At 45.0% G+C, this 25,079-nt stretch carries 20 protein-coding genes; 15 read left to right on the top strand and 5 right to left on the bottom strand.

The annotated features are described in order from the left end of the window. The first annotated feature begins 33 nt into the window (after positions 1-33). Both QNI08_RS20755 and QNI08_RS20750 read left to right on the top strand, forming a co-directional pair. Complete coding sequence (locus tag QNI08_RS20755) at positions 34-933, top strand: DMT family transporter (RefSeq protein WP_285769257.1); 900 nt, start codon at positions 34-36, stop codon at positions 931-933. Positions 934-1,085: 152 nt separating this feature from the next. After that, positions 1,086-1,898: an ABC transporter ATP-binding protein gene (locus tag QNI08_RS20750; protein ID WP_483313801.1), complete on the top strand. Its 813-nt coding sequence runs from the start codon at positions 1,086-1,088 to the stop codon at positions 1,896-1,898. Between the two features lie 74 nt (positions 1,899-1,972). On the opposite strand, the gene QNI08_RS20745 is transcribed toward QNI08_RS20750, so the two are convergent. Together QNI08_RS20745 and QNI08_RS20740 are read right to left on the bottom strand one after the other, a co-directional pair. Continuing rightward, positions 1,973-2,740 (bottom strand): SDR family oxidoreductase, encoded by a 768-nt coding sequence (locus tag QNI08_RS20745; RefSeq protein WP_285769256.1) that lies wholly within the window; start codon positions 2,738-2,740, stop codon positions 1,973-1,975. Positions 2,741-3,048: 308 nt separating this feature from the next. Then, entirely contained in the window at positions 3,049-3,588 is a 540-nt protein-coding gene (locus tag QNI08_RS20740; protein ID WP_285769255.1) for a hypothetical protein, read from the bottom strand. A 757-nt stretch (positions 3,589-4,345) separates the two neighbouring features. On the opposite strand from QNI08_RS20740, the gene QNI08_RS20735 reads away from it, so the two are divergent. The 7 genes from QNI08_RS20735 (at position 4,346) to QNI08_RS20705 (ending at position 15,211) form a co-directional block, all read left to right on the top strand. Then, positions 4,346-7,150, top strand: coding sequence for a bifunctional metallophosphatase/5'-nucleotidase (locus QNI08_RS20735; protein ID WP_285769254.1), 2,805 nt, complete (start codon positions 4,346-4,348; stop codon positions 7,148-7,150). 64 nt (positions 7,151-7,214) lie between these two features. Then, positions 7,215-11,546: an endonuclease gene (locus tag QNI08_RS20730; RefSeq protein WP_285769253.1), complete on the top strand. Its 4,332-nt coding sequence runs from the start codon at positions 7,215-7,217 to the stop codon at positions 11,544-11,546. A 478-nt stretch (positions 11,547-12,024) separates the two neighbouring features. Next, a complete protein-coding gene (gene sdaAB, locus QNI08_RS20725) occupies positions 12,025-12,687 on the top strand; it encodes an L-serine ammonia-lyase, iron-sulfur-dependent subunit beta (protein WP_285769289.1) in 663 nt (220 codons plus the stop codon). Between the two features lie 41 nt (positions 12,688-12,728). Then, complete coding sequence (gene sdaAA / locus QNI08_RS20720; RefSeq protein WP_285769252.1) at positions 12,729-13,604, top strand: L-serine ammonia-lyase, iron-sulfur-dependent, subunit alpha; 876 nt, start codon at positions 12,729-12,731, stop codon at positions 13,602-13,604. Positions 13,605-13,846: 242 nt separating this feature from the next. Continuing rightward, the gene (locus QNI08_RS20715) at positions 13,847-14,005 is read left to right on the top strand and encodes a YuzK family famiily protein (RefSeq protein WP_285769251.1); all 159 of its coding nucleotides are present in this window, start codon (positions 13,847-13,849) and stop codon (positions 14,003-14,005) included. 127 nt (positions 14,006-14,132) lie between these two features. Next, positions 14,133-14,675, top strand: coding sequence for a GNAT family N-acetyltransferase (locus tag QNI08_RS20710; RefSeq protein WP_285769250.1), 543 nt, complete (start codon positions 14,133-14,135; stop codon positions 14,673-14,675). Positions 14,676-14,680: 5 nt separating this feature from the next. Further along, positions 14,681-15,211: a DinB family protein gene (locus QNI08_RS20705; protein ID WP_285769249.1), complete on the top strand. Its 531-nt coding sequence runs from the start codon at positions 14,681-14,683 to the stop codon at positions 15,209-15,211. A 45-nt stretch (positions 15,212-15,256) separates the two neighbouring features. Here QNI08_RS20705 and brnQ read toward each other — a convergent pair whose 3' ends face one another. Next, positions 15,257-16,591, bottom strand: coding sequence for a branched-chain amino acid transport system II carrier protein (gene brnQ, locus QNI08_RS20700; protein WP_285769248.1), 1,335 nt, complete (start codon positions 16,589-16,591; stop codon positions 15,257-15,259). A gap of 367 nt (positions 16,592-16,958) precedes the next feature. On the opposite strand from brnQ, the gene QNI08_RS20695 reads away from it, so the two are divergent. Continuing rightward, complete coding sequence (locus tag QNI08_RS20695; protein ID WP_285769247.1) at positions 16,959-17,447, top strand: hypothetical protein; 489 nt, start codon at positions 16,959-16,961, stop codon at positions 17,445-17,447. 45 nt (positions 17,448-17,492) lie between these two features. Here the strand turns inward: QNI08_RS20695 and QNI08_RS20690 are convergent, their stop codons facing one another. Further along, entirely contained in the window at positions 17,493-18,359 is an 867-nt protein-coding gene (locus QNI08_RS20690; protein WP_285769246.1) for an SDR family oxidoreductase, read from the bottom strand. Between the two features lie 194 nt (positions 18,360-18,553). Here QNI08_RS20690 and hpaB point away from each other — a divergent pair, with 194 nt between their 5' ends. The 5 genes from hpaB to QNI08_RS20665 all read left to right on the top strand — a co-directional run bounded on the left by hpaB (position 18,554) and on the right by QNI08_RS20665 (position 24,596). Further along, entirely contained in the window at positions 18,554-20,011 is a 1,458-nt protein-coding gene (hpaB, locus tag QNI08_RS20685) for a 4-hydroxyphenylacetate 3-monooxygenase, oxygenase component (RefSeq protein WP_285769245.1), read from the top strand. A gap of 386 nt (positions 20,012-20,397) precedes the next feature. Next, positions 20,398-21,669, top strand: coding sequence for an ABC transporter substrate-binding protein (locus QNI08_RS20680; RefSeq protein WP_285769244.1), 1,272 nt, complete (start codon positions 20,398-20,400; stop codon positions 21,667-21,669). 82 nt (positions 21,670-21,751) lie between these two features. Then, the gene (locus QNI08_RS20675; RefSeq protein WP_285769243.1) at positions 21,752-22,654 is read left to right on the top strand and encodes a carbohydrate ABC transporter permease; all 903 of its coding nucleotides are present in this window, start codon (positions 21,752-21,754) and stop codon (positions 22,652-22,654) included. Continuing rightward, a complete protein-coding gene (locus QNI08_RS20670; RefSeq protein WP_285769242.1) occupies positions 22,655-23,485 on the top strand; it encodes a carbohydrate ABC transporter permease in 831 nt (276 codons plus the stop codon). 121 nt (positions 23,486-23,606) lie between these two features. Further along, positions 23,607-24,596, top strand: coding sequence for a LacI family DNA-binding transcriptional regulator (locus QNI08_RS20665; protein ID WP_285769241.1), 990 nt, complete (start codon positions 23,607-23,609; stop codon positions 24,594-24,596). A 241-nt stretch (positions 24,597-24,837) separates the two neighbouring features. Here QNI08_RS20665 and QNI08_RS20660 read toward each other — a convergent pair whose 3' ends face one another. Further along, positions 24,838-25,023 carry a hypothetical protein gene (locus QNI08_RS20660; protein ID WP_285769240.1) on the bottom strand — a complete coding sequence of 62 codons (186 nt, stop codon included), beginning with the start codon at positions 25,021-25,023 and terminating at the stop codon, positions 24,838-24,840. Positions 25,024-25,079: the final 56 nt, after the last annotated feature.

Genomic DNA, 25,079 nt, shown 5'->3' with positions numbered 1-25,079 from the left:
CTTGTTTATAAAAAAAGGAATGGAGGCCTGGTAATGAATCTGAAGATATTCATGATAGCGGCGATCGCCATCAGCTTATGGGGATCTGCCTTTGCCGCCATTCGTGCCAGCCTCCATGGCGGTTACTCCGCAGGGCATTTAGTGCTGGTTCGTTTTCTCATAGCATCCGGTGTATTTATCCTTTATGCGATGTGGCCTGCGAGCAAATTCCGTTTACCGCGAAAAAAGGATATCATAAAAATAGTGATCTTGGGCTGGATCGGCATCAGTCTCTATCAATTGGGTGTAACGTTCGGGGAAGAAACCGTTTCAGCGGGAACGGCAGCTATGCTCATTGCCTCTGCCCCCATTTTTACAGCGGTGATAGCGGTCCTCGTTTTAAAGGAGCGCCTCGGTTTGTTTGGCTGGTTCGGGTTAGTGATCGGTTTTGTTGGTATCTTTCTTATTACATGGGGAACGGCCAGTTCAAGCTTCCATATTACTAACGGGGCTTTTTTAGTATTATTCGCAGCTGTTGCCACGTCAGTCTTTTTCGTCTATCAAAAGCCATTATTGCTTCGCTACAAGCCGATTGAATTGACGGCGTATTTTACATGGGCTGGCACATTGCCTTTTTTCATTTTTTCTCCAGGCCTTTTACATACACTTCAAGCAGCGACGCTGGAAGCGAATGTCTCTGCCATCTATATCGGCATTTTTCCAGGAGCGGTCGCTTATGTTTCTTGGGCAATCGCCCTATCATTAGGTAAAGCCAGTTCCGTTACAAGCATGATGTATATTGAACCGGCATTTGCCATTATCGTTGCTTGGATCTGGCTCCAGGAGCTTCCGAGTGTCCTTTCCGCAATAGGCGGACTGGTTGCGATTTCGAGTGTCGTCATCATCAATGGATTTGGGAGAAAGACAGACCAAGCACTAAAAAACAGTGCCTGAACAACAGGTGATGTATGTTGGAAGATATACGGTGTGAACCTTCACACCGTTTTTTTGCATGCCATGAAAATCATGAAGATTTTGATAGGTAATGGTAGAATGGGATAAAAAACATATTATTCAGATAATGAATGATCCGATAAGGAGGAAACATGATGAACCAAGACAAGCCCATCATTACGCTAAACAAAATTAACTGGCGCAGGAAAGGGAAAACGATATTGAATGAGGTATCGTGGGAGGTGCAGGCAGGAGAACATTGGGCCCTGCTGGGACTTAATGGATCAGGGAAAACATCCATGCTGAAGATGATTACAGGATATCAATGGCCAAGCAGCGGTGAAGTGTCGGTGTTGGGAAATGTTTTTGGCAAAACGAATATCCCGGAGCTGCGAAAGTCCATTGGCTGGGTAAGTTCTTCCCTGGATCAAGAGTATCAAACAAGAGCAGATTCGGCCATTGAAGTCGTCATAAGCGGAAGGTTCGCATCCATAGGCATCTATGATGAAATCACGGACGATGATCGCAGCAAGGCGATGGAACTGCTGGGCCAATTCAGGATCAAGCAGTTGGCCAATCAACTCATACATACGCTCTCCCAAGGTGAAAAAAGAAAAGTGATGCTGGCAAGGGCCCTTATGTCTTCACCGAAGCTGCTGGTGCTGGATGAACCATGCAATGGACTGGATATTCACGCGAAGGAGGAACTATTGGCAGCCATTGAAAATATGGCAGATTCCCCAGTCGCACCAACGATCATTTATGTTACACACCATATTGAAGAAATCGTCCCATCCCTCACACATGCGTTATTAATCAATTCCGGCAACGTTGTGGCTAAAGGTGAAAAAAAGGAGGTCTTGACGGAGGATATCTTGGAAAAGACCTTTCAAGTCCCCGTCACGGTAAAATGGGAGAACGAGCGCCCTTGGATCCGGATCAAATCCTTTTTAACCCAAGGCTGAGCTTGCAGTTTCAAGAGTACTAGTATCAGGATGTCCAAGTTAGAGAGAATGCCTACAGAAATCTTTATTCGTCATTATTTAATCGTATTGCCGCCATCCATCACCATATTTTCACCCGTAATCAGATTTGTCGCATCACTGGCTAGGAATAAGGCAATAGCAGCAACTTCTTCGGGATATCCAAAGCGTCCAAGCGGAATATCTTTTTTCGCTTGTTCCCCTTTTTCCCCAGCCCAAGCCTTTTTCCCCAATTCAGTCAAAATGACGGTAGGTGAAATTGCGTTTACTTTAATGTCGAATTGAGCCCATTCATAAGCAAGCACTTTAGTCATTCCAAGAATTCCGGCTTTACTTGCGGCATAGGCAACATGATTATCCAAGGCAATAAGGGCTGCCTGAGAAGCTAAGTTGATGATTTTCCCGCCAGTTCCTTGTTCAATCATTAAATGGCCGACCTTCTGGCACATTTTAAAAGATCCAGTTAAGTTAACCTCAATGGTTTTTTGCCAGTATTCATCAGAAATATTTTCGGCATCATCAAGTAAAGCAATACCAGCACAATTTACTAGAATATCAATCTTGCCAAAATGCTCCCTAACTTTCTGAATGGCAAGGTCCATACTTTCATTACTAGTAATATCACATTGCACTCCGATGGAATCCTTCATACTCCATTCCTGAGCTATCTCGGTCACACCATCTTTTTGATCGAAAATGGCGACTTTTGCCCCCTTTTCCATATATAATTCCGCTATAGCTTTACCGATACCGCTTGCTCCGCCTGTTACAACAGCAACCTTGTCCGTAATATTGAAATTTTTATCATATCCTTGAAACCCCATAAAATAACACCCTTTCCGTCTTATCATTTTGATAACGTTTTCATTTTGGGATATTTTCAGTTTATTATACATTCTATAGCCATTTCAATATTTTTTTCATTTATTTTTGATTTTTTTCATTTAATTTATCGTTTCCTTTTATATGACTTCATTTCTAGCCGGTAGGAAAAGGGCTCCGCATATAGACATACGCCCCTCTAAGTAAAAAAGGCGAACACAAAAAATGAACTTGGAAAAGGTTACACTCCCAAGCTCACGTGTACAGCTTTCATTTTGTATCTGAACATCATTGGTCCTGTACCCACGTATTAAAGTCCGCCTTGTTCTAAACCGTCAATTTTCACGCCTCTGCTCCATTCTCGGTCGATTTTCAAGCCATTTTTTGTAATGGTTATGGTTAATTCTCCTTCCTTTTCATAAACCTTAGATGAATTCTCGTCATATACCTTAAATTTCGTTGTATAAAAGTAGTCTATAGTGTTGTCATCATTTTTACTTTGTTCTTCAAGGCTAACATCTTGTACTTCAATCCTTTTGTTAAGTTGTTTGGATACTAATTCTGGCAGCTGATATTTACGGTTATTGATATCGGCCTTATACTGCTTGTCTGTTAAATAAACCTTCATTTTTGTTGCAATTTCATCAGAAGTAGGCGGATTGGCTGCATCTTTAATGGTATATAGCTCTTTACTATACCCTTTAAATAATTTTTCTGCATCTTCTAGATTGACCATACTTCCCTCATTAATGGGTTTCCTCTCCTTCACCGCATCCTTGCTACAAGCAGCTGCACCATTAAAACATACAAATACTAACAATAAACTGAGAACTTTCTTTATGAAAGCCACCTCATTTCCTTCCAATCTACTTGCACTCTACCTATTCTTGAAATTCACTAGTGATTCTAACATGAATATCCAGTTTTTTCTTGAAAAGTGTAAGTATTTTACACTTTAACACTAGAACGTTTGTTCTGTTTGTGGTATCATAATAAAAACAAAACAATCCAATTGCTGTTAAATGACTAGATTGGATAATGAAAGGTCGGTTGTATCGCTGAGCATGCGCATATCTGTTTATATCCTTCATTTAACAAAAAGATTCTTTTTTTGCCTTTATGCAATTCCGTATAGCCTCTCTCCATAGTTTATTAAGTAAAACCTAAATTCAGATTCAGCGAACATTCTAACGCACTTCCCACACTAGTTTCGTGTTGTACTCAAGTATTTTCGAGGCTATATGACAAAAAGGGGCAACAGGAGAACCGGATTTAGGGATAAAGTCCAACGGTCCATTGAATGATTCTTCATACTATTATCCTATTTAATTATTTTATTGGGATAACTTAAGTCGGGAGTAGGCATTAGGAATTAAAAGTAATGATAATATTCTGTTAATAATTTGTGTATTATTGTAAATTTGTTTTAAAATTGGATTATTTTGTTGTAATATAGGATATGCACGAATCTTTACAGGAAAAAAGTAGGGGGATTTGTGTAAAAGAAGAAGTTTATTCGGATGTAATTTTTTGAAAAGCGTGCCAATTCAAAAGCCGTGTTTACAAATTATTATGTCAGTATAGAACTTACGGGAGGATATACTCTAATGGGGAAAAAGAAAACCGTGAAAATCGCCTCAGCTGCGATTATGGCTGCGACAGCGATCGTGGCAGTAGCACCGGCACCATCAGACGCCGCCACCAGCCTGAATGCAAAAATCAAAGCGGCTAAGGCCACCATCAAAAAACCATTCGATACCTATTTCTACTCTTCTAAACTCGCTTCCGTGTCCACTGTCGAGAAACAAATCAAGTCAGCCAAACAAGCTAAAAAAGACATCAACTCTTCAATCAAAAAATCAGTCTTAAGCAAAAAAGAAAAAGAAGCCAAATATAAAGAAATCGAAGCTTATGATAAATATATCACCCGATCAGAGGGGTATGTAAAAGGATATAAAGACGCCGAAAAAGCGAAAGCTGCACATGATAAGGCGATCAATACCTTTACGAATGCGGTCATTGCCAAGAAATCCAATGATATCAGGGATCAATACAACGCCCTTGATAAGGCCGTGGAAAAGGCGGACAAGGCCATAAAGGATACGGTGTACGGTGCGAAGATCGAAAAGCTTTTATACGATAAATTCACAAAGTCGACCAAAACCGCTTTGAATGGTGATCTGAAAGTGCCGTTTTACTATGAAAAAGCGGAGTACTGGGTGAAAAAAGGCGATCTGAATACGGCAGACAAACGGATGAAAACCGTTTCGGCACAGCTGAAAAAGGTCAGTAAAACATCGAAGCTCGGCAAGGGCATCCATGCTTATGTAAAAGAAGTAACCGCCAAGTATGATGCTGCGGTATATGCGGAAAAGAAAAAGGAAGCCGCCAAAAAAGTGAATGCCTATGTAGCTCTTGCCAATGGGGAGCTTAAAACGAAACAACAGATAGATGCGGCTAAAAAAGCCAAGGCCGCCATCAATTTAAGCGGAATCAAGGATGTCGATCGCAAGGAATTCGAGGCGAAGATCACCCAGGCGGATAAAAAGGTGGCGGCTGCCGAGGAGGCATTAAAGCCCAAGGCGATCACGCTTTCCTTGATGCACACCAATGACACACATGCCCACTTGGACAATGTGGCCAAAAGGGTGACGGCTGTTAAGGAAGTGCGTCAAGTTAAACCGCAGGCCTTGCTGGTGGATGCCGGGGACGTATTTTCGGGAACGCTATATTTCAATGAATTCAAGGGACAGGCGGATCTTCAATTCATGAACCTCATGAAATATGACATCATGACTTTTGGAAATCACGAATTTGATTTGGGATCAAGTGCGGAAGGGCATCAAGCCTTGGCCGATTTCGTCAAAGGGGCACAATTCCCATTTGTCAGTTCGAATGTGGATTTCTCCAAAGATAATAAATTTAAGGGACTCTTTTCTGACTTGATTTCAAGTAAACCGGAGCAAGGGAAGATTTACAATGGAATCGTGAAGGAAGTGGACGGTCAAAAGGTCGGATTCTTCGGGCTTACGACTGAAGAAACGAAAGATATTTCAAGTCCCGGAAGCATACAATTCGAAAACTATCTCAAGGAAGCCGAAAAAGCGGTCAAGGCATTTGAGGGCATGGGCGTGAATAAGATCGTCGCGATCTCCCATATTGGCTATGATGACAACGCAGCTTACGATAATGATCTTACCTTGGCCTCGAGCGTCAAAGGGATCGATGTAATCGTGGGCGGCCATAGCCATACGAAATTGGAAACCCCTGTCGTTATTGACAAGGATGCAAAAGGGAACGATAAGGATCGTACGGTCATCGTTCAAGGCTATCAGTATAGCGACTTTTTGGGAACGGTCGATGTGCAATTCGATAAGGATGGCAAGATTGTCGGTCAGGCAGGCCAGCTGATCACACTTGCCGATAAACAGGAAGATGCCGAAGCGGCTAAGCTGCTGGAAACATACTCCTCGAAGATTAAGGAGCTGAAGGAAACGAAGACAGGGGCAACCGCCGTGAATGCTTTGGAAACCCCTCGTGATGGAGGCGTCGAAACGAAGCCGAGTGTACGTAAAAATGAAACGGAACTAGGTAACTTGATTACGGATGGAATGCTTAGCAAAGCAAAAGAATTTAATCGTGATGCAGTCATCGCGTTCCAAAATGGCGGAGGGATCCGTGCCGGCATCGATCAGGGCGAAATCACGCTTGGTGAAATCCTGACCGTTTTACCATTCGGCAATACGCTGGCGACGATGAAGCTGACCGGTGCGGAAATCACGGAGGCATTAGAGCATAGTGTCAGTCTTGCGCCTAAGGAAAATGGCGGTTTCCTGCATGTATCCGGAATGAAATTCAGCTACGACAGCTCGAAGCCGGCAGGCAGCCGTGTGAACAAGGTTGAAGTCTTGGGCCAAGATGGAACTTACTCCGAATTGGAGGCAGCGAAGCAATATGTCGTCGCGACCAATGCTTTTACAGCCAAGGGCGGAGATGGCTTCACCGTTTTCAAGAAGGCTTATGAAGAAGGACGGGTGACCGATATCGGGCTTGCCGATTGGGAAAATTTACGTGATCATGTAAGCGGACTGAAAACGGTGGCTCCAAGCATGGAAGGGCGGATTAAAGATGTGGCAGGCAACCCTGCAGATCCAACCGAAGTAGCGGCTAAAGACTTTGGGGGAAGTGCAGATGCACCGAAAGTCCATAATGGCGATGTGGTTGTGGACATCACCGATATCGACTCATTGAAGGATGCGAAGATTACCGGGCATCTTACATTGACGGGCACTCCTATGGATGATTTCACTTTTTCGAATGTTACAGTCGAGGGCGATCTGAACATATCAGGGGTTCAAGGGAAAACTGTGAACCTCGGCGGCATCACCGTGAAGGGCGAAACCAATTTATAAAGGGCGAGGAAACGATTGCTGCTTGATGATTATATAAATGGAAAAAGTTGGAGGGGTTGAGATCTTGAAGAAGAGTGGGATGAGCAAGCTTTACCTTGCCATATTGTTTGTACTTTCAACGGTTTTGCCATATGCCGCCGTTGCAAATGCGGAAGGGACGACGATCACGGTGGCGGAAGCCATCAATAATAACAGCGGGACGGCAACTGTGAAAGGATACATCGTCGGCGTCGCAAAAAGCGGGACAAGCTATCAGCAGGCATCGCCTTTTACTGAAGGTACGAACATTGGAATAGCGGACAGCAGCGACGAAACGGATGTAAAGAAGATCATGCCCGTACAGCTTCCAGCCGGAAGCGTTCGCACGGCATTGAATCTAGTCGACCATCCGGAATTGTTGAAAGCGCAAGTGACGATCACCGGGAAATTGGAAAAATATTTTTCCGTACCTGGTCTGAAATCGCCGACCGCATTCACCATCAATACGGATGGAGGAACTTCTCCTGAACAGCCTGAAGTGAAGGTTCTGGATTCCATTGCCGAGGCCCGGACGAATACCGAAGATGTGGTGCAGGTGGATGGAGTGGTGACGACAGGGCTTGGCTATTGGGGAGGAAAAGGCTTTTATATCCAGGATGAAACGGCAGGCCTTTATATTTATGGCTCTGTATGGCCTAAGGATGTGAAGCAAGGGGATAAGGTTCGCTTAATTGGCAAGGTTTCTGCTTATAACAAGGAATTGCAAATGCAGCCAACCTCGCTGGATGTCATTTCTTCGGGGAATGAGCTCCCGGACATCCAAAAACTGGACGCAGCTGGCATCAATGGGGACACACAAGGGGAGCTGGTCACCCTTGAAAATGTGACCATTACGGGATTGGCGGCCTCCGGAACATACGGAACATTTGAATTTTTGGCGAAGGATGCCAAAGGAAACAGTGTGGTTGTCCGTCACGATAACCGCAACGGATCGACATATGATGATTTCCTGAAAAGCTTTAAGGATGGTGATGTCATCTCCGTTACCGGAATCGCATCACAGTTCAATGACACCTACCAACTGAAGCCGCGTGGCCTTGAAGATTACGAACTAATCAATAAACCGGCCGTATACACGGATGTTTTCCCAGGAACGGTCAGTGAAAAGACGAAGGTGACGCTTAATACGGGCTGGAAGGATGCAAAGATCCATTATACGCTCGATGGCTCCGCTCCGACTTCATCAAGCACGCTTTACACGGAGCCTATCATCTTGATGAAGGATACAGTCATAAAGGCAATAGCGGTTAACGAAAAAACGTCGGAGGCTTTCTCATTTGCCTATACCGTCACAAAAACCAATGAAGTGAAAATCCGTGACATTCAGGGGATGGATCATTACTCCTCGTACGAGAATCAACTCGTTTCTGGTGTGGAGGGTGTCGTCACATATGTAAAAGATGCAAATAATTTTTACATGCAAGATCCGAATCCGGATAAGGACGTAACGACTTCCGAGGGGATACTTGTATATAATAAAGCGCATGGCCTGAAGGCGGGAGATCACATCAAAGTGGCCGGTAAGGTCGTTGAATGGTATATCGAAGGATATGCCGAGATGAAAACGACGGATTTGCCGACAACGGAATTGACGAATACGGCCATTGAAAAATTGGGCACACTGTCTGTACCGAAACCGATCGTCATCGGCAAAGATGTCACTCCGCCGGCGGAAAACATAGATGATGATAGATTGACAGATTTCAATCCGGGAGAAGATGGCATTGATTTTTACGAAAGCTTGGAAGGGATGCTCGTCCAAGTATACAATCCAAAAATGGTTGCGCCGCAAGACTATGGTGAATTGGTCGTGATTCCAGGTAATATGGAAACGACGACTGCGGTTCAAGGCGTGAAAATCACGGAAACCGATTTCAATCCTGAACGGATCATCTTGGATATAGATGATGAAAAATTCGTGGCCAAAACGGGCGATTCTTTTGATGGCCCTGTTACAGGCGTACTCAGCTATGGATTCAGCAACTACCGGGTCCTGACGGATAAAAATCAGCTGCCTGCGTTAAAGGATGGAGGCACGGCCCGGGAAGTGACAGCGATCGAGAAGGATTCCGATAAGCTATCGATTGCTTCCTATAATATCGAGAACTTCTCGACGCAAACCGCTAACGAGAAAGTGGAAACGATAGCGACATCGATCATTACAAATCTGAAACAGCCGGATATCATCGGCGTTACCGAGATGCAGGATAATGATGGGGCAACGGACAGCGGGACAACGGATTCTGCACAAAGTGCCAAGAAGCTGACCGACAAAATCAAAGCATTGGGCGGACCGAACTACCAATTCATCGATATCGCCCCAGAAGATAAACGTGATGGCGGAGCTCCAGGCGGGAATATCCGTGTCGGCTTCTTATATAATGTCGACCGTGTCAAGTTGACTGAGGGAACAAAAGGGACGGCGACGCAGCCGGTAGCGTTCAAGGATGGAAAGCTTACCTTGAATCCTGGACGGATCGAGCCTGCCAATCCTGCCTTCGCTTCAAGCCGGAAGCCATTGGCTGCCCAATTCGAATTCAAAGGAGAAAGTGTAGTGGTAGTGGCCAATCATTTCAATTCAAAGGGCGGCGACCAGCCATTATTCGGAAAGAACCAGCCTCCTGTGCTTTCCAGTGAGACGCAAAGGCTTAAAATTGCTTCCATTGTCAATGGATTTGTCAGTGAAATAAAGTCACAGGATGCTAAGGCGAATATTGTCCTTTTAGGTGATTTTAATGATTATGAATTTTCGGCACCGCTTAAAACGCTGAAGGGCAAAGACTTAACGAATATGATAGAGAAGGTTCCTTTCGAGAAACGGTATTCTTACACCTATCAAGGGAATTCCCAAGTATTGGACCATATCCTCGTCTCGAATAATATGGCCGCTGCGACGAAAGTCGATATCGTCCATATTAACTCATCCTTCATGGAAGTGCATGGACGGGCAAGCGATCATGATCCTGTATTGATCCAGACATCGTTATCCGGATCAGGTGCTGTTGAACCGGTTGCCCCTGACAAGACGTATCATTTGCAAAACGTTAAAACAAAAAAACTTACGATTGCATCTCCTAGTGTATTGGTCGATTTGGACGAATCGTCCAAAATTGATGAAGGCATCTTGGTGAAGAGTTCCTATGCCGTATTCAAAGGCTTGGGTCTTAAAAATGCAACCGTTACGGTCAATCCGGATAAAGAAGGAGCGGTCATCGATTTTGGCGGTATGGCGGTGAAGGAAGTCATCATCGATAACGCTCATGTAAAAGAAATCCGCGGCGCTGAAAATGTCCAGAAGTGGACAGTGACCGAAGGCGTCGACACGAAGAATATCAAGTTTTTCAATTCGGAAGGGGAAGCGATTGCTTCCCCTTTTGGGACGAAAGGAAACCAAGCGCCTGTTGTGATGAAACGTTTGGAGAACGTCAATGTGCAACTCGGTTCCAAGGTGACGATCGATCTGGCTGAATATTTTACAGACCCCGATGGCGACCAACTGACTTTTTCATCGACAATTGGTACGGTTTCCGGCTCCGTTTTAACCCTTCCTGCAAAAGAGGCGGGGACAACCATTGTTGCAGTCAAGGCCGAAGATAAGCAGTCGGAAGTGGTTGTTCGTTTCACGTTGAATGTCTCGGAAGACTCGACGCTTGAAGCCTATTATGAAAAGGCTGCAGGTAAAACGGGAACGGAATTGAAGTCTGCTCTGTACACGATCATCAAGGGGCATACGATGGTGACTTATGATCAAGTATGGAATGCCCTTAAGGAAACGGATGAAGATCCGCAAAACAGTGATAACGTCATTTTGCTTTACTCTGGAAAATCGATTGCCAAGAACGCCAATGGCGGCAATACAGGGCAATGGAACCGTGAACATGTTTGGGCAAAGTCCCACGGTGATTTTGGAACAAGCAAAGGACCAGGGACCGACCTGCATCATCTCCGTCCCGCAGATGTGACGGTGAATGGCAAACGGGGCCACCTCGATTTTGACGAGGGCGGCCAAGCATATGGTGGCTGTGCATGTAAATTCGATGCCGATTCTTGGGAGCCGCCAGATGATGTGAAAGGGGATATCGCCCGGATGCTGTTTTACATGGCCGTCCGTTATGAAGGAAACGGAGATCTGGATCTGGAATTATCCGATACAGTCAATACGTATCCGCAACCGCTCCATGGAAAGCTATCGACACTATTGAAATGGAATGATCTCGATCCGGTCGACGAATTCGAAAGCCATCGCAATGATGTCATTTATCGCTGGCAGCATAACCGCAATCCATTCATCGATCATCCTGAATGGGCGTCCAAGATTTGGGGCGCCGTGAATTCGGAAGAGAAAAAGGCGAGCTAGTAAGTTTAAGGAAATGGATGGAGCAGCTGGCATATGCAGCTGCTCCTTTTTACCTCTACCCGGAATCCATGTCTCTTCTTATTGAAAATGTTAAATGGTATAGTGGTCACTCTAGCCAATGAGCCTTCCCTGATATAAGTGAGAACCTGACAAAAACCTTTAACAAGGGTATTTGAAGAGATTAAATTATGTAAAGATACTGAAAAATTAGTCTTTATTTTTCTTTTCTTTAAAAGAAATTTTGTTAGGTATGCAGTCTAATATATGGTAAGATGATATATGCAATGAAAGGGTTTACATTTCTAGGAAAAATAAAGATATTTTAATATAATATAGAGGTTGTCCGTTTCGACGGGGTTGATAGATGTGGGGCTATATGGGAGACTTTGGTACAAGCGGATACGACGCCTGTCCATTTCACCATATAAACCTGAATGAAAAGCAAACGACTATATTGCCGGAAAAGGAGCAGTACACGATGAAATACAGATCTGCATTCGATATAATCGGTCCTGTCATGATCGGACCTTCCAGTTCACATACAGCGGGAGCTGCCAGAATCGGCAGGGTGGCAAGGACATTATTTGGAAAGCAACCTAAAAAGGCCATCATTTCTTTGTACGGTTCTTTTGCGAAAACCTACAGGGGACACGGCACGGATGTTGCTGTCGTTGGCGGGATATTGGATTTCGATACCGATGATGAAAGGATTCCTTCCTCTTTAACCATTGCGGAAGAAGCGGGCATGGAGGTTACCTTTACGATCGAGGATACGGTGATGGATCATCCGAATACAGTCAAGATCAGACTGTTCGATGAAGATAAGGAATTGGAGCTTGTGGGAATCTCCATTGGCGGCGGAACGATCGAAATCACGGAGCTGAATTCATTCAAGCTTAAATTGTCAGGTGAAAATCCAGCCATTTTGGTTGTACACAATGATGTATTTGGGATCATATCCTCCGTTTCGACGGTCCTGGCAAATCATGAAATTAACATCGGCCATATGGAAGTTTCACGCAAAGAAAAAGGTCAGATGGCCCTCATGGTGATTGAAGTCGATCAGAAGATCAAGCTTGAAATCATGAAAGAACTAGAGGGATTGGAAAACGTTTTGCAAGTCATTAAAATGGTGGATTAAAGAAACGCTAAGAGTGTTCGTATAGATGTGGAGGTAGAGATATGTTCCGGAATGTAGCAGAGTTGGTTGAACTCGCTGAAAGTAAAAATGTCAAAATCGCAGAAATCATGATTTTGCAAGAAATGGAGTTCTCTGGCTTGCCAAGAGAGCAAATCATTGAAAAAATGGACAGGAATCTAACGGTCATGGAGCAAGCGGTGGAACGGGGCCTTAAGGGCGTCCAATCCGTTACAGGCTTAACTGGCGGAGATGCGGTCCTATTGCAAAACTATATGAAAACGGGCAGGGCGCTCGCAGGCAATTTGCTATTGGATGCCGTCAGCAAGGCTGTTGCCACGAACGAAGTGAATGCAGCAATGGGAATGATTTGTGCCACTCCAACTGCAGGATCGGCAGGCGTGGTTCCTGGCACCTTATTTGCTGTGAAGGAAAAGCTGAACCCGTCGCGTGCAGAAATGATCGATTTTCTTTTCACCTCGGCAGCCTTCGGTTTCGTCGTCGCGAATAACGCATCGATTTCCGGGGCAGCCGGCGGCTGTCAAGCGGAAGTCGGTTCAGCAAGCGGAATGGCGGCAGCAGCGATTGTTGAGCTAGCCGGCGGTACACCTAGTCAAGCTGCTGAGGCAATGGCAATCACGTTGAAAAACATGCTTGGTCTTGTTTGTGACCCTGTGGCTGGTTTAGTCGAGGTTCCTTGCGTGAAGCGTAATGCGATGGGAGCTTCTAATGCGATAACGGCAGCGGACATGGCATTGGCAGGCATAACGAGCCGCATCCCATGTGATGAAGTGATCGATGCCATGTATAAAATTGGGCAGACCATGCCAGTTGCACTTCGGGAAACGGCAGAGGGCGGCCTTGCGGCTACTCCGACAGGCCGGAGACTGGCAGAGGAAATATTCGGATCTTATAAATGATCATCCATCCCCCCGTTAACGGGGGTTTCTTTTTTGTGACGATGGATCTTTTGAATAAAAAAGGAAAATAGAGGTAATTAGCGGATTCCAGCGTTTCTGCGGGCGAGAATCTGGATTATCCATGGATATGAAGGCTGAGTCGCTTTGTCAGGAAGCGGGCACAATGATAAGATGAAAACGAAATTTAAACTGGAAAGGATTGATTCTTCATCAATTTTCTCGAATTAACGTACACGTCGGCAATGGAAAAAGCAATGTTTCAGGCTCATGGGATCGGTTATGCACTATATGCTCAAAAACTCGAGCAGCGGATAATGGTTGAACAAGAACGGGAACTGGATCATCTACTAAGCAGGCGTATATCGGAGGGAATGAGGTCCAATCTTTTTTTAGGTAATTAAGGTCGAGCTGCCAAATATGAATAAGCATAATGGAGGGCAATCAGGGGATTGCCCTTTTTATCATGCCGCTGAAAAGAGGAATACCACTGATCTCCAACGAATTTCATTATAGGAAGGGGGAGTCGCATTGCAGATAAGGGAGGCAACGGTCGCCGATGCAGAAGGGATAGCGATCGTGCATGTAGACAGTTGGAGGACGACTTATAAACATATCATCGCACGCGATTTTTTGGACAAGCTCTCCTATGAAAAAAGGATGGCTTCATGGATAGAGACTATATCGGAAAAAGGAAATCATGTTTACATTGCAGAAAATGGCGAGGGAAGGATTGTCGGCTTCATTGTTGGCGGGAAAAGAGCAAAAAATCAGGTCGCTGCTTCCGGTGATCTAACCGCCATATACATCCTTGAGGACTATCAAGGAATGGGAATAGGCAGAAAGCTTATGAAGAAACTTTTTTTGAAATTTGAAGAGCTAGGATATCACTCGATATTTGTTGAAGTTCTCGAAGGAAACAAATCCAAGTTTTTTTATGAAGCATTCGGTGCAAAGTGGATCAAGTCCGAAACCATCAGCATCGCAGGCGAAGCATTAACGCTTTTGATTTACGAATGGAAGGATATTGCCTTGGTTTTGAATGCTAAGAATACAGGTGAGAGCGGAGGATGATTTACTTGGAAAAAAGGGATTTAAGACTCGCCTCACTGCCGGGGTATGAAGCAGAAATCGGACGGTGGCTTTGGTGCTTGGAAGATGTACGCCGTACGATCATCTCGCAACTGACCGGCGTTAGCCAAGCCATACTTGATACGAAGCTGGATGAACGGCAAACGATCGGGTCGCTGCTGTATCACATTGCCCTGGTCGAGGCGGATTGGTTATACGAAGAAGTTCTCGTCACGGAATGGGACCCGGAAATACTTGCGCTGTTTCCGGAAGACAGCCGTTCCGGGGATGGATCCCTGACCCATGTGGCAGGACAAACGATGGAAGAGCATCTGGACCGCCTGAATAGGGTACGGCAAGTCCTTCTTTCGAAATTCCGGACAATGGATCTGGATGATTGGCGTAAACCGAGGATTCTTGAAAAATATGACGTCACACCTGAATGGGTCATATACCATTTGCTTGAACATGAATCGCATCACCGCGGACAAATCTTTCAACAGCTGAGGGAATTACGGTGCGAAATGAAAATGGTGTGAAAACATGCAAAAAAATCTGTCCAGGCTCCTGGACAGATTTTTTAATTAATCGATTTGGTGGTTATGGCTCGGCCGTATGAGGCTGCTGGCATAGCCAACGACTCCTCCTACGATGGCCGGGATGATCCATCCTAGTCCTGCTCCATATAGAGGAAGGATTGAATGAAAGAAATTATCGATGAATGAAATGTGGATGCCGGCTCCGCTTAATCCATCGAATAAACTGACGATGAAGGTCAGCAGTAAGCTGCCTTGATATACTTCCGGTTTTCCTTTGAATAGGGAATGGAAGAAGGTTAAGAAAATCAATACGATGGCCAACGGATAAATGGCTGTCATCACCGGTACGGAAATGGCAATCAGCTGTGTCAGTCCGATATTGGCTACTATTGCGCTGAAAACCGATAAGCTGATGGCAATGGTTTTGTACGGCAGGTTCGGGAATAGCTTATGGAAGTATGTCGAACAAGATGTTATAAGTCCTACACTTGTCGTGATACATGCTACCGTGATCATTAATCCTAATAGGATTCCGCCATACGGCCCGAAGTAGTAGTCCGATACTTTCGCCAAGACGACTCCTCCGTTATCAAGATGTCCAAGCTTTTCTACACTGGAAGCACCCATGTAGGAAAGGGCGGTATAGATGGTCGCGAGGATGATGGCGGCAATCCCCGTCGCTTTTCCGCAAACGATCATGATTTGTTTTTTGGTTGTGGCGCCTTTTGCTTTGATGGCATTAATGATGATGATGCCAAAAACGAAGGATGCCAGTGTATCCATCGTTAAATACCCTTCTTTAAATCCATTGAAAAATGGTTGAATGGTATAGTTACTCGCAGGTGCTTGAAAGTTCCCGATAGGATGGACGAATGCGACCACCACGAGAATTCCGATGAATGTTAACTTGATCGGTGTCAAAACTTTCCCCACAATTTCGACAATTTTCGCGGGATTGAGCGAAAGAAGACACGTAATCGTGAAAAAGATGATGGTGAAAAGAATTAACGGCAGCGGTCCTGTATTTTCGGATAAAAATGGTTTCACGCCGATTTCAAATGAAACGTTTCCTGTTCTTGGTATGGCAAATAGCGGCCCGATCGCTAAATAAAGAACGGTGGTGAATACGACCCCAAACATTGGATGGACGCGGCTTGCTAACGATTGTAAATCATCTTTTCCTGAAAAACCTAGCGCCATTACACCGAGTAAAGGAAGCCCAACTCCCGTTACCAAAAATCCTGCATTGGCAACCCAGACATTCATTCCTGCTGATTGACCAAGCATCGGCGGGAAGATTAAATTTCCTGCTCCAAAGAATAAAGCGAACAGCATGAAACCGATCACTACTATAAAAGAAGACGGCACTTTACTAGACACATTAAAACCTCCATGAATTTACCCATAATTTACTATTTTAAAAAATAATTAAATTTTCTAAAAATTGTAGATAAACTAATATTTAAGACCATGTCGTATTATATCTAAATAAAATTGATATTTCAATATATTTTTTGAATTTTATTATTACTCCTATTGCCCAAGACTCCGTTTTTCATCTTCCATTATCTATTTTGAGCATCTGAAAGCAACTCATACCAATAAGTTTCCATCAATTTTTAACGATATGTAAATTTAGTGAACATTCGGGTTAAAGCGTTCCGATAATCACCACTATGGGTGATTTCACATAAAGTAAAACGATATCCATTATGTCAGAAACGCCAATTATTGGAGGGATTTAGTTATGGTACGTTTGAAACCGTTCCATGGGATCGTCACCAGGATCAGCGATTTTCCAACCGGACAAAATGGCGAAAAGGAAGGCTGCTATCAACTAGTATCGGTGGAAGATAGCGGAACGTCCGTGAATTTCGTGGTATCCCCCCGTACGTACTTCGTCGACCAGGCAATGGTTGCCGTAGGTGATCGGGTAACTGGGTATTATGATGAAAATGCGCCCGTTCCCCTGATATACCCTCCGCAATACCGGGCATTGATCATGGTGAAGGATAGTCCTTACCAGAATGTGAAGGTGGATTATTTCAACGATCAGCTGGAGAGCCGGGATGGTCAATTGCGATTGAATCTTTCCCCGTTCACGCAAATCGTTTTACAAAACGGGCAGCCCTTTTCTAGATCTCCTGAAAACCGGAATTTGATCGTCATCTATGGGGCTGCCACCATGAGCATCCCCGCCCAAACCACGCCGTATCGAATCATCGTATGGTGCTAGGAAAAAAAAACGACCGCAAGTTTTGTGCTTGCGGTCGTTTGCCATTCATGAAGACATCGTGATGCCGCCGTTGATATGGATGCACTGTCCTGTTATATATGCTCCTTCAACAGAGGCAAGCAATACATAGGCGCCTGCGTGATCTGCCGGCTGTCCCGGGCGGCCGAGCGGTGCTTCTGTGCCGAATTCAGCTACGCTTTGTTCGTCAAACGTCGCCGGGATGAGCGGGGTCCAGATTGGACCTGGGGCCACCATATTGACGCGGATCCCTTTTTTTGCCACATTCTGGGCGAGGCTGCGTGTGAATCCGACGATTGCCCCTTTTGTTGCCGTATAGTCCATCAATGTAGCGTGTCCTCTATAAGGATTGATGGAGGTCGTATTGATGACGGAATTGCCTTGCTTCATATGCGGGATCGCATGCTTGCTCATGTAAAATACGGAATAAATATTGGTGCGGAACGTTTTATCCCATTGCTCGTCGGTGATATCCTCGATATTTTCCGTCGGATATTGCACGGCGGCGTTATTCACGAGGATATCCAGCTTGCCGAACTCGTCCACTGTTTTCTTGATCAATTCCTTGCAGGTCGCTTCCGCCGATACATCTCCTGGCAGCAAGAGGCAGCGAACGCCTTCCGCTTCAATCAGCTGCTTCGTTTCTTTTGCATCGCTGTGTTCATCCAAATAATTCACCACGACATTGGCCCCTTCTTTTGCATAAGCAATTGCAACGGCTCGTCCGATGCCGCTATCACCGCCCGTGATCAGCGCAACGCGGTCCTTCAGTTTATCGCTTCCTTTGTAATCCTTCGGCTGGATCGGCAGTGGATCCATCTCTGATTCGATGCCTGGCTGCCTTGGCTGTGTTTGGCCAGGCTGCCCGTTTTTTTGCTGTTCATATATATTCAAGAACATCTCCCCCTGCATGTATTTGATGTATGGATACTTTAGCCTTAAAAATGGACAGGTAAACATCAGGTCCTCCTGACGATTCCGAGCTTGAAGCGGAACGGCGGATCACGAAAGCTTTTCCAAATCAATTCAGATTCCTTCACAAAGAAAAAAGCAAAATAATAAGATATGACGAAGGAAGGGGTGGTAAAATGCCAGCTATAAACGGAAAGCAGTATATCGACCGAATTGACCGGCTAAAGACGGCCGTATGGATGGATGGAGATCCTGTGACGGGAAAGATTTCGGAGCATCCTGCATTTAAGGGCGTCATGAAAAGCCAAGGGCAGTTATATGACTTCCAGCTTGAAGCACGGGTCAAACCATGCATGACTTATCCATCTCCTTTAAGCGGAAAACCGGTGGGAATGTCTTACCTACAGCCAAAAACGATTGAGGATCTAGTCAACAGGCGTAAAATGATTCAACATTGGGCCCTGTTGAACAATGGAATGATGGGCAGGAGCCCGGATTATATGAATACGGTCATCATGGCATTTGCTTCTTCCGTCGGTTTATTGACAGGCAAAGATCATTGTTTTCCGGAAAATATAACGAAATTTTATGAATATGCCCGTGAAAATGATAGATCGATCACCCATACATTTATTGATCCGCAAGTAAATCGGGCCCACTATCATTTTGAACATACGGAGGAGCCGATTGCAGCAAGAATCGTCGAAAGAAATGCCGCAGGAATCGTGGTCAAGGGTGCGAAGGTATTGGCAACACAGGGCGGGATCACGGATGAGATCTTAGTATTGTCAGCAGCAGGTTTCGAGGCAAAGGATAAAGGATTTTCCTTCAGCATTCCCAGCAACGCTAAGGGCTTGAAATTCATCTGCAGGGATTCTTTTGTTGGCGGGGAATCCGCTTTCGACCATCCTTTGAGCTCAAGATTCGAAGAAATGGATACGATTGTTGTTTTTGATGATGTTCTGGTCCCATGGGATCGGGTGTTTTATTTTGATAATCCTGAAATCTCCAATACCTTCTTGGCCTCCAGTTCATTTTCCGCTTTCACCATGCATCAGGTTGTAGCGAGGCGGATCGTAAAAACCGAATTCATTCTGGGCATTGTGCAATCGATCATTGACATGATTAATATTGGCGGATACCAGCATGTTCAAGAGAAGGCGACCGAAATCATCGTTGCCCTGGAGACGATGAAGGCCTTGCTGTTTAAAGCGGAAATGGAAGCGCAGGTGGATGAGTGGGGGTATATGCGGCCAGATCAATTAACGCTCCAAATTGCCATTAACCTGTTTCCGAAAATTTATCCGAGATTTTCGGAGATCATTCAACTGCTGGGAGCAAGCGGATTAATGACCATTCCAACAGAAAATGCCTTCCGCTCCGGAATCAGGAAAGATTTAGATCAATACTTGCAAGGCGCCTCCAAAAAAGCGGAAGATCGCATTAAGCTGTTTCGTTTGGCATGGGATATATCCATGAGCTCATTCGGTACAAGGGAAACATTATATGAACGTTTTTTCTTCGGCGATCCGATGAGGCTTTCAAGTCAATTGTACTCAGCTTATGATTCGCAGCCGTATGTTGACCGCGTGGATGCGATTTTGTCGCCCACTGACCGCTCGGCCGATGATTGAGCCGCCCTTTCGTCAGTAGCTTGAATATCATACACATCAAGTAGCTCCAAAACACGCGTTTGCTAAGGTGTTTGATGGACTACTTTTTTTCGCTCGTTTTGTGGCTCCCTTTTTCGGATTTGTCGGAATTTTATTTTTTTGGTGCTGGAAAAATCGTTGACAACAAATGGGTCCGAGTATATATTTATTTTAAGTAAAAATTTTACTTAAATATTTATTTTTTTATCAGAATTTGAAAGCGCATTCATCAAAAGCTTTGCAAGTTTACTATTTCATCCAACGGGAGGTGTGTTACTGATAGAAGGGGACGATGTTTTACCATCATGCGTTCATGATCCGAACGCATTCGAAAGGGAAACGAAATAAATATAAGGGAGCTAACCCATATGAAAAAGAAAAAGATGATTGGCGCCATCCTGGCAGCAACGCTTGCGATGGGATCTTTGGCTGCTTGTTCCAATGAAGACAAAGCTTCTACCACCGGTGATGGCGGCGACGGTAAGAAGATTACATTTTGGACGCCGTTTTCCGGTGCTGACGGCCCCAGGATGAAGAATATCGTCGAAAGCTATAACAAATCGCAGTCTGAATACCAAGTGAATATGCAAATCGTTCCGCAATCGGATTATTATAAAACGGTCGATGTAGCATTTTCCGGACAAAAAAATGCGCCCGATCTATTAATCATGCATACTGATCAGCTAACCAACTATGTAGAAAAGAATCTAGTGAAAGATGTTAGCGAGACAGTGGCCTCGGCAGGCATTAACCAAGAGGATTATTCCGAAACCGCCTGGGGTGCCGGAACAGTGGACGGTAAGCAATATGCCATCCCGCTGGACATCCATCCATTGCTACTTTATTACAACAAGGACTTGTTCAAGGCTGCTGGATTGGATCCCGAAAAGGCGCCTGTGAACAGGGAGGAATTCCTCAGCTTTGCCAAGAAGTTGACGGACAAATCAAAAGGGCAATATGGCTATGTCGTGCCGACGCTTTGGCCGAATCAGTTCATTTATCCGACGGTCTTCTATCAAAATGGCGGGGAATTCCTAAAGGATGGCAAGCCTGATTACAATAGCCCGGCTGGCGTCGAAGCATTGACCTTCCTGTCGGATCTCATCCATAAGCAGAAGGTGTCCCCGGCCAATGTTCAGCAAGATGGAGAAGTGAACTTATTCCTTCAAGGGAAAAACGCGATGCAGTTCAATGGACCATGGATGATGGAGCAGTGGGACAAGGCAGGCATCAATTATGGAGTTGCCGAAGTGCCGCAATTGGGAACGAAAAAACAAGCCGTATATGCAAATGGCCACAATTTTGTCATCCCGGCTTCCGTTAAAGATAAAGAAAAGCTGGCGGCCATCAATGACTTCCTGAAATACGCTGCCGAAAACACATTGGAATGGGCAAAATCGGGTCAAGCTCCGGCTTCCAAGGCAATCTATGAAAGAAACGAAGAGTTTAAAAGCATGGTTCAACAGCCTAAAGTTGCCGCTTCGTTCGAATACGCCCAGTTTGCCCCGAGAATTGCAAACTGGGGCCAGATCTCAGATCCATTATGGGCTGAAGTGAACCTGGCGTTATTAGGGAAAAAGGATCCAAAGCAAGCGTTGGATGATGCAACGAAAAAAGCCGACCAAATCTTGAATAAATGACTTGAAGGGGGCGGCAGGTGAATATCACTTGCTTCCTCCTCTTATTGTATCGACCGCAGAGAGTAAATAAGGAGAGAAATTTATGCAGCGAACCTCGTGGAAATCAAAAGCCACTTCCAGTTTATTTGTATTACCCTACTTGCTATTGTTTACGGTCTTTCTCATAGCCCCGATAGTATATGGGGTCTGGATCAGTATGCATGATTGGGACTTGCTCAATCCAGTCAATGAGTTCGTCGGGCTGAAAAACTATTTGAATATTTTTGACTCTGATTCTTATCTGCATAATTTATTTTTTGAAGGCCTGAAAAATACGTTCTTGTTCGTCCTCTTCAGCGTGCCTTTACTTGTCGCCGTAGGGCTTGGTTTGGCATTGCTGCTGAATGCCCTGCCAAAGAAGCTGACAGGATTCTTCAGGACTGCTTATTTCATCCCCTATTCTGTATCCGTTTCCATCGTGGCCATCATCTGGCTCTGGATTTTTGATACGAACAGTGGCTTAATCAATCAATATTTCCAGAAGGCGGGGCTTTCGGCGATTCCGTGGCTGACGGATATACCTTGGGCCTGGGTTTCGATCATCATCGCGACGCTATGGTGGACGATTGGCTTCAATATGGTCATTTTCACGAATGCCCTGAATGAGGTATCGGAGGAATTATATGAGGCCGGTTCATTGGATGGAGCCAACAGATGGCAGACCTTCATTCACATCACGCTCCCGACCATCAAGCCCACGATGCTATTCGTCACCCTCACCTCGACCATTGCATCCTTCAATATCTATGGGCAGCCGTATTTGATGACCCGTGGGGGTCCCGGCACATCGACGCAGGTTCTCCTGATGAATATTGTCGAGGAAGGCTTCAATCAACGGCAATTGGGAAATGCCGCAGCAATGTCGATATTGATGGCCCTGATCATGATCATCATCTCGCTCGTTCAATTTAGACTGACTAGGGAAAAGAAGGAGGCAATGAAGTAAATGAGGAAAAAAGGATTCACGATAGCATTGGTCACGATTGCGATTATCATTTCCATCTTCTTTATCGCGCCCCTTTTCTGGATGCTGGCCACTTCCTTCAAAACAGATCAAGAAGCCTTCACCTCGGGAATTAAATGGATTCCTGAAATATTCACACTGGAGAATTATACTTTTAGCCTTAGCGGCGGCTCCGATACACCGGTCTTCACGTGGATGTCAAACTCCCTAATTGTCGGTATTGCCGGCACATTGATCGTATTGATTGTGGATACCCTTGCTGCATATGGTTTGGCCAGGCTGGACGTACCCTTCAAAAAACTTTTGTTCGCAATGTTCATAGGTTCTTTGACCATTCCGTGGGTGATCACATTCCTGCCTTTATATATGGGATTCAACCAGCTAGGTTTATTGGACACTTATGCCGTGCTCATTTTGCCGTATTCCGCTAACGCATTTGGCGTGTTTCTTTTATATCAATCCTTCAGGGCCTTCCCGAAGGAATTGGAAGAGGCGGCCCATCTGGATGGAGCGAACAAATGGCAGGTGTTCATCAAGATTGCCTTGCCATCTGCACGCCCCATCATATGGACATTGGCGATTTTCACCTTCATGTCCATTTACAACGACTTCCTTTGGCCGCTGCTGACGACAAGCTCGCCGGAAATGAGGACCATCACCACCGGCATTGCCATCATGCAGCAGGGAAGCTTCGTATCTTCACCAGGAAGGCTGATGGCCTTAACGGCAATCGCCACCATTCCCGTTATCCTCATCTTCATTCTGGGGCAGCGTTCTTTCATCAAGGGAGTCACCCAAACGGGCATTAAATGAAATGGGAAACAGCGTGGGAGGAAAGGCATCATTTATGAAGATATCCTTTCTTTTTTATGGATAATATGAAATTATTAAGATAAAGCACATACAGAAATTATGTAAGAATGGATTGATAAGGATGGCCACGATAAAGGATATAGCTGAAAAAGCAGGCGTTTCCATTGCCACTGTTTCAAGAGTTCTGAATTATGACGATTCCCTTTCTGTTACGGATGAGACAAGGAAAAGGATATTTGAAGCGGCAGAAACGTTATCATATAAACGGCGGGCCATACGAAAGGCAGCACCTTCCAAATTCGCGATCATCCATTGGTATACAGAAAAAGAAGAGCTTGAAGACTTATACTATATGTCGATCCGGTTTGGAATCGAAAGGCGCTGCCAGCAACTGGAGGCCCAGCTCGTAAAATATTTTTATAATGACCTGGAGGAAGTGAAGCTTGAAAACATCCAAGGGATCATTGCAATAGGGAAGTTCAGTAAAAAACAAGTCCTTGCACTTGCGGAAATCACAGAAAACATCGTCTTGGTCGATCATAGTCTTGAAGATGATTCATTTGATTCCGTTAAAATCGATTTCGAGAAAGCCACTAAAAAAATCATTACCTATCTAATTGAAAAAGGACACACATCCATCGGGTACATAGGCGGAAAAGAGACCTATAAAGACAAGTCAGGTGATATCAGGGACTTGCGCGAGCAAACCTTCAACAGCTATGGAAAAGAAAAGCAGGTGCTTGATGAAAAGTTTATCTATATGGGGAATTTTTCTGTGGAGGATGGATACCGATTAATGAAAGCGGCCATTACCGAGCATGGTGACGAATTGCCTACCGCCTTCTTTGCCGGGAATGACCTGATTGCGATCGGGTGTTTACGAGCATTGCATGAAGAAGGCATATCGGTGCCCGAGCGGGTCAATATCATTGGGCTCAACGATATCAGCGTTTCCAAATATGTCTATCCAGCGCTAACGACCCTTAAGGTCCACACGGAACTGATGGGGGAAACGGCAGCCGATTTAGTCATGGAGCAAGTATTGGGCCGCAAAATCGTCAAGCAGGTCTTGATCGGTACGGAATTGATCATCAGGGACAGCAGCTTTTGAGAGCAGTGCGATCCACCCCATTGCCTGGAAACGAAAATCGAATGGCCGCCTCCTGCCGAATTGGAGGCAAAAAGGTTTCGGAATGCTTTCATTTCGGAACCTTTTTTAATTGTCATCATTACTGAAACGGTGGTTGTATAAGAAGGAGAGATTAGGTGCTTTACTCGCCAAATAGGGTGTTTGCTCGCGAGATTGGCGGTTTTACTCGCCAATTAGGGTGTTCTCGCCAAATTCGGACTATTTACTCGCCAAATTGCGCATTTTTCAGCCAAATCCGTCGATTACTCCTGAAAATTGCCGCTTTACCAGTCAGAATGTGCACTTTACTCGCCAAATATGGCCGTTTACTCGCGAGATTGGCAGTTTTACTCGCCAATTCATGCACTTTACTCGCGAGAATGGATGCTTTACTCGCCAAATTGCGCATTTTTCAGCCAAATCCGTCGATTACTCCTGAAAATGTCCGCTTTACCAGTCAGAATG

It is taken from the genome of Peribacillus folii (assembly GCF_030271255.1).
Classification (GTDB): domain Bacteria; phylum Bacillota; class Bacilli; order Bacillales; family DSM-1321; genus Peribacillus.
Note: the sequence above shows the minus strand (reverse complement) of the source record. Positions and strands in the feature narration are given on the sequence as shown.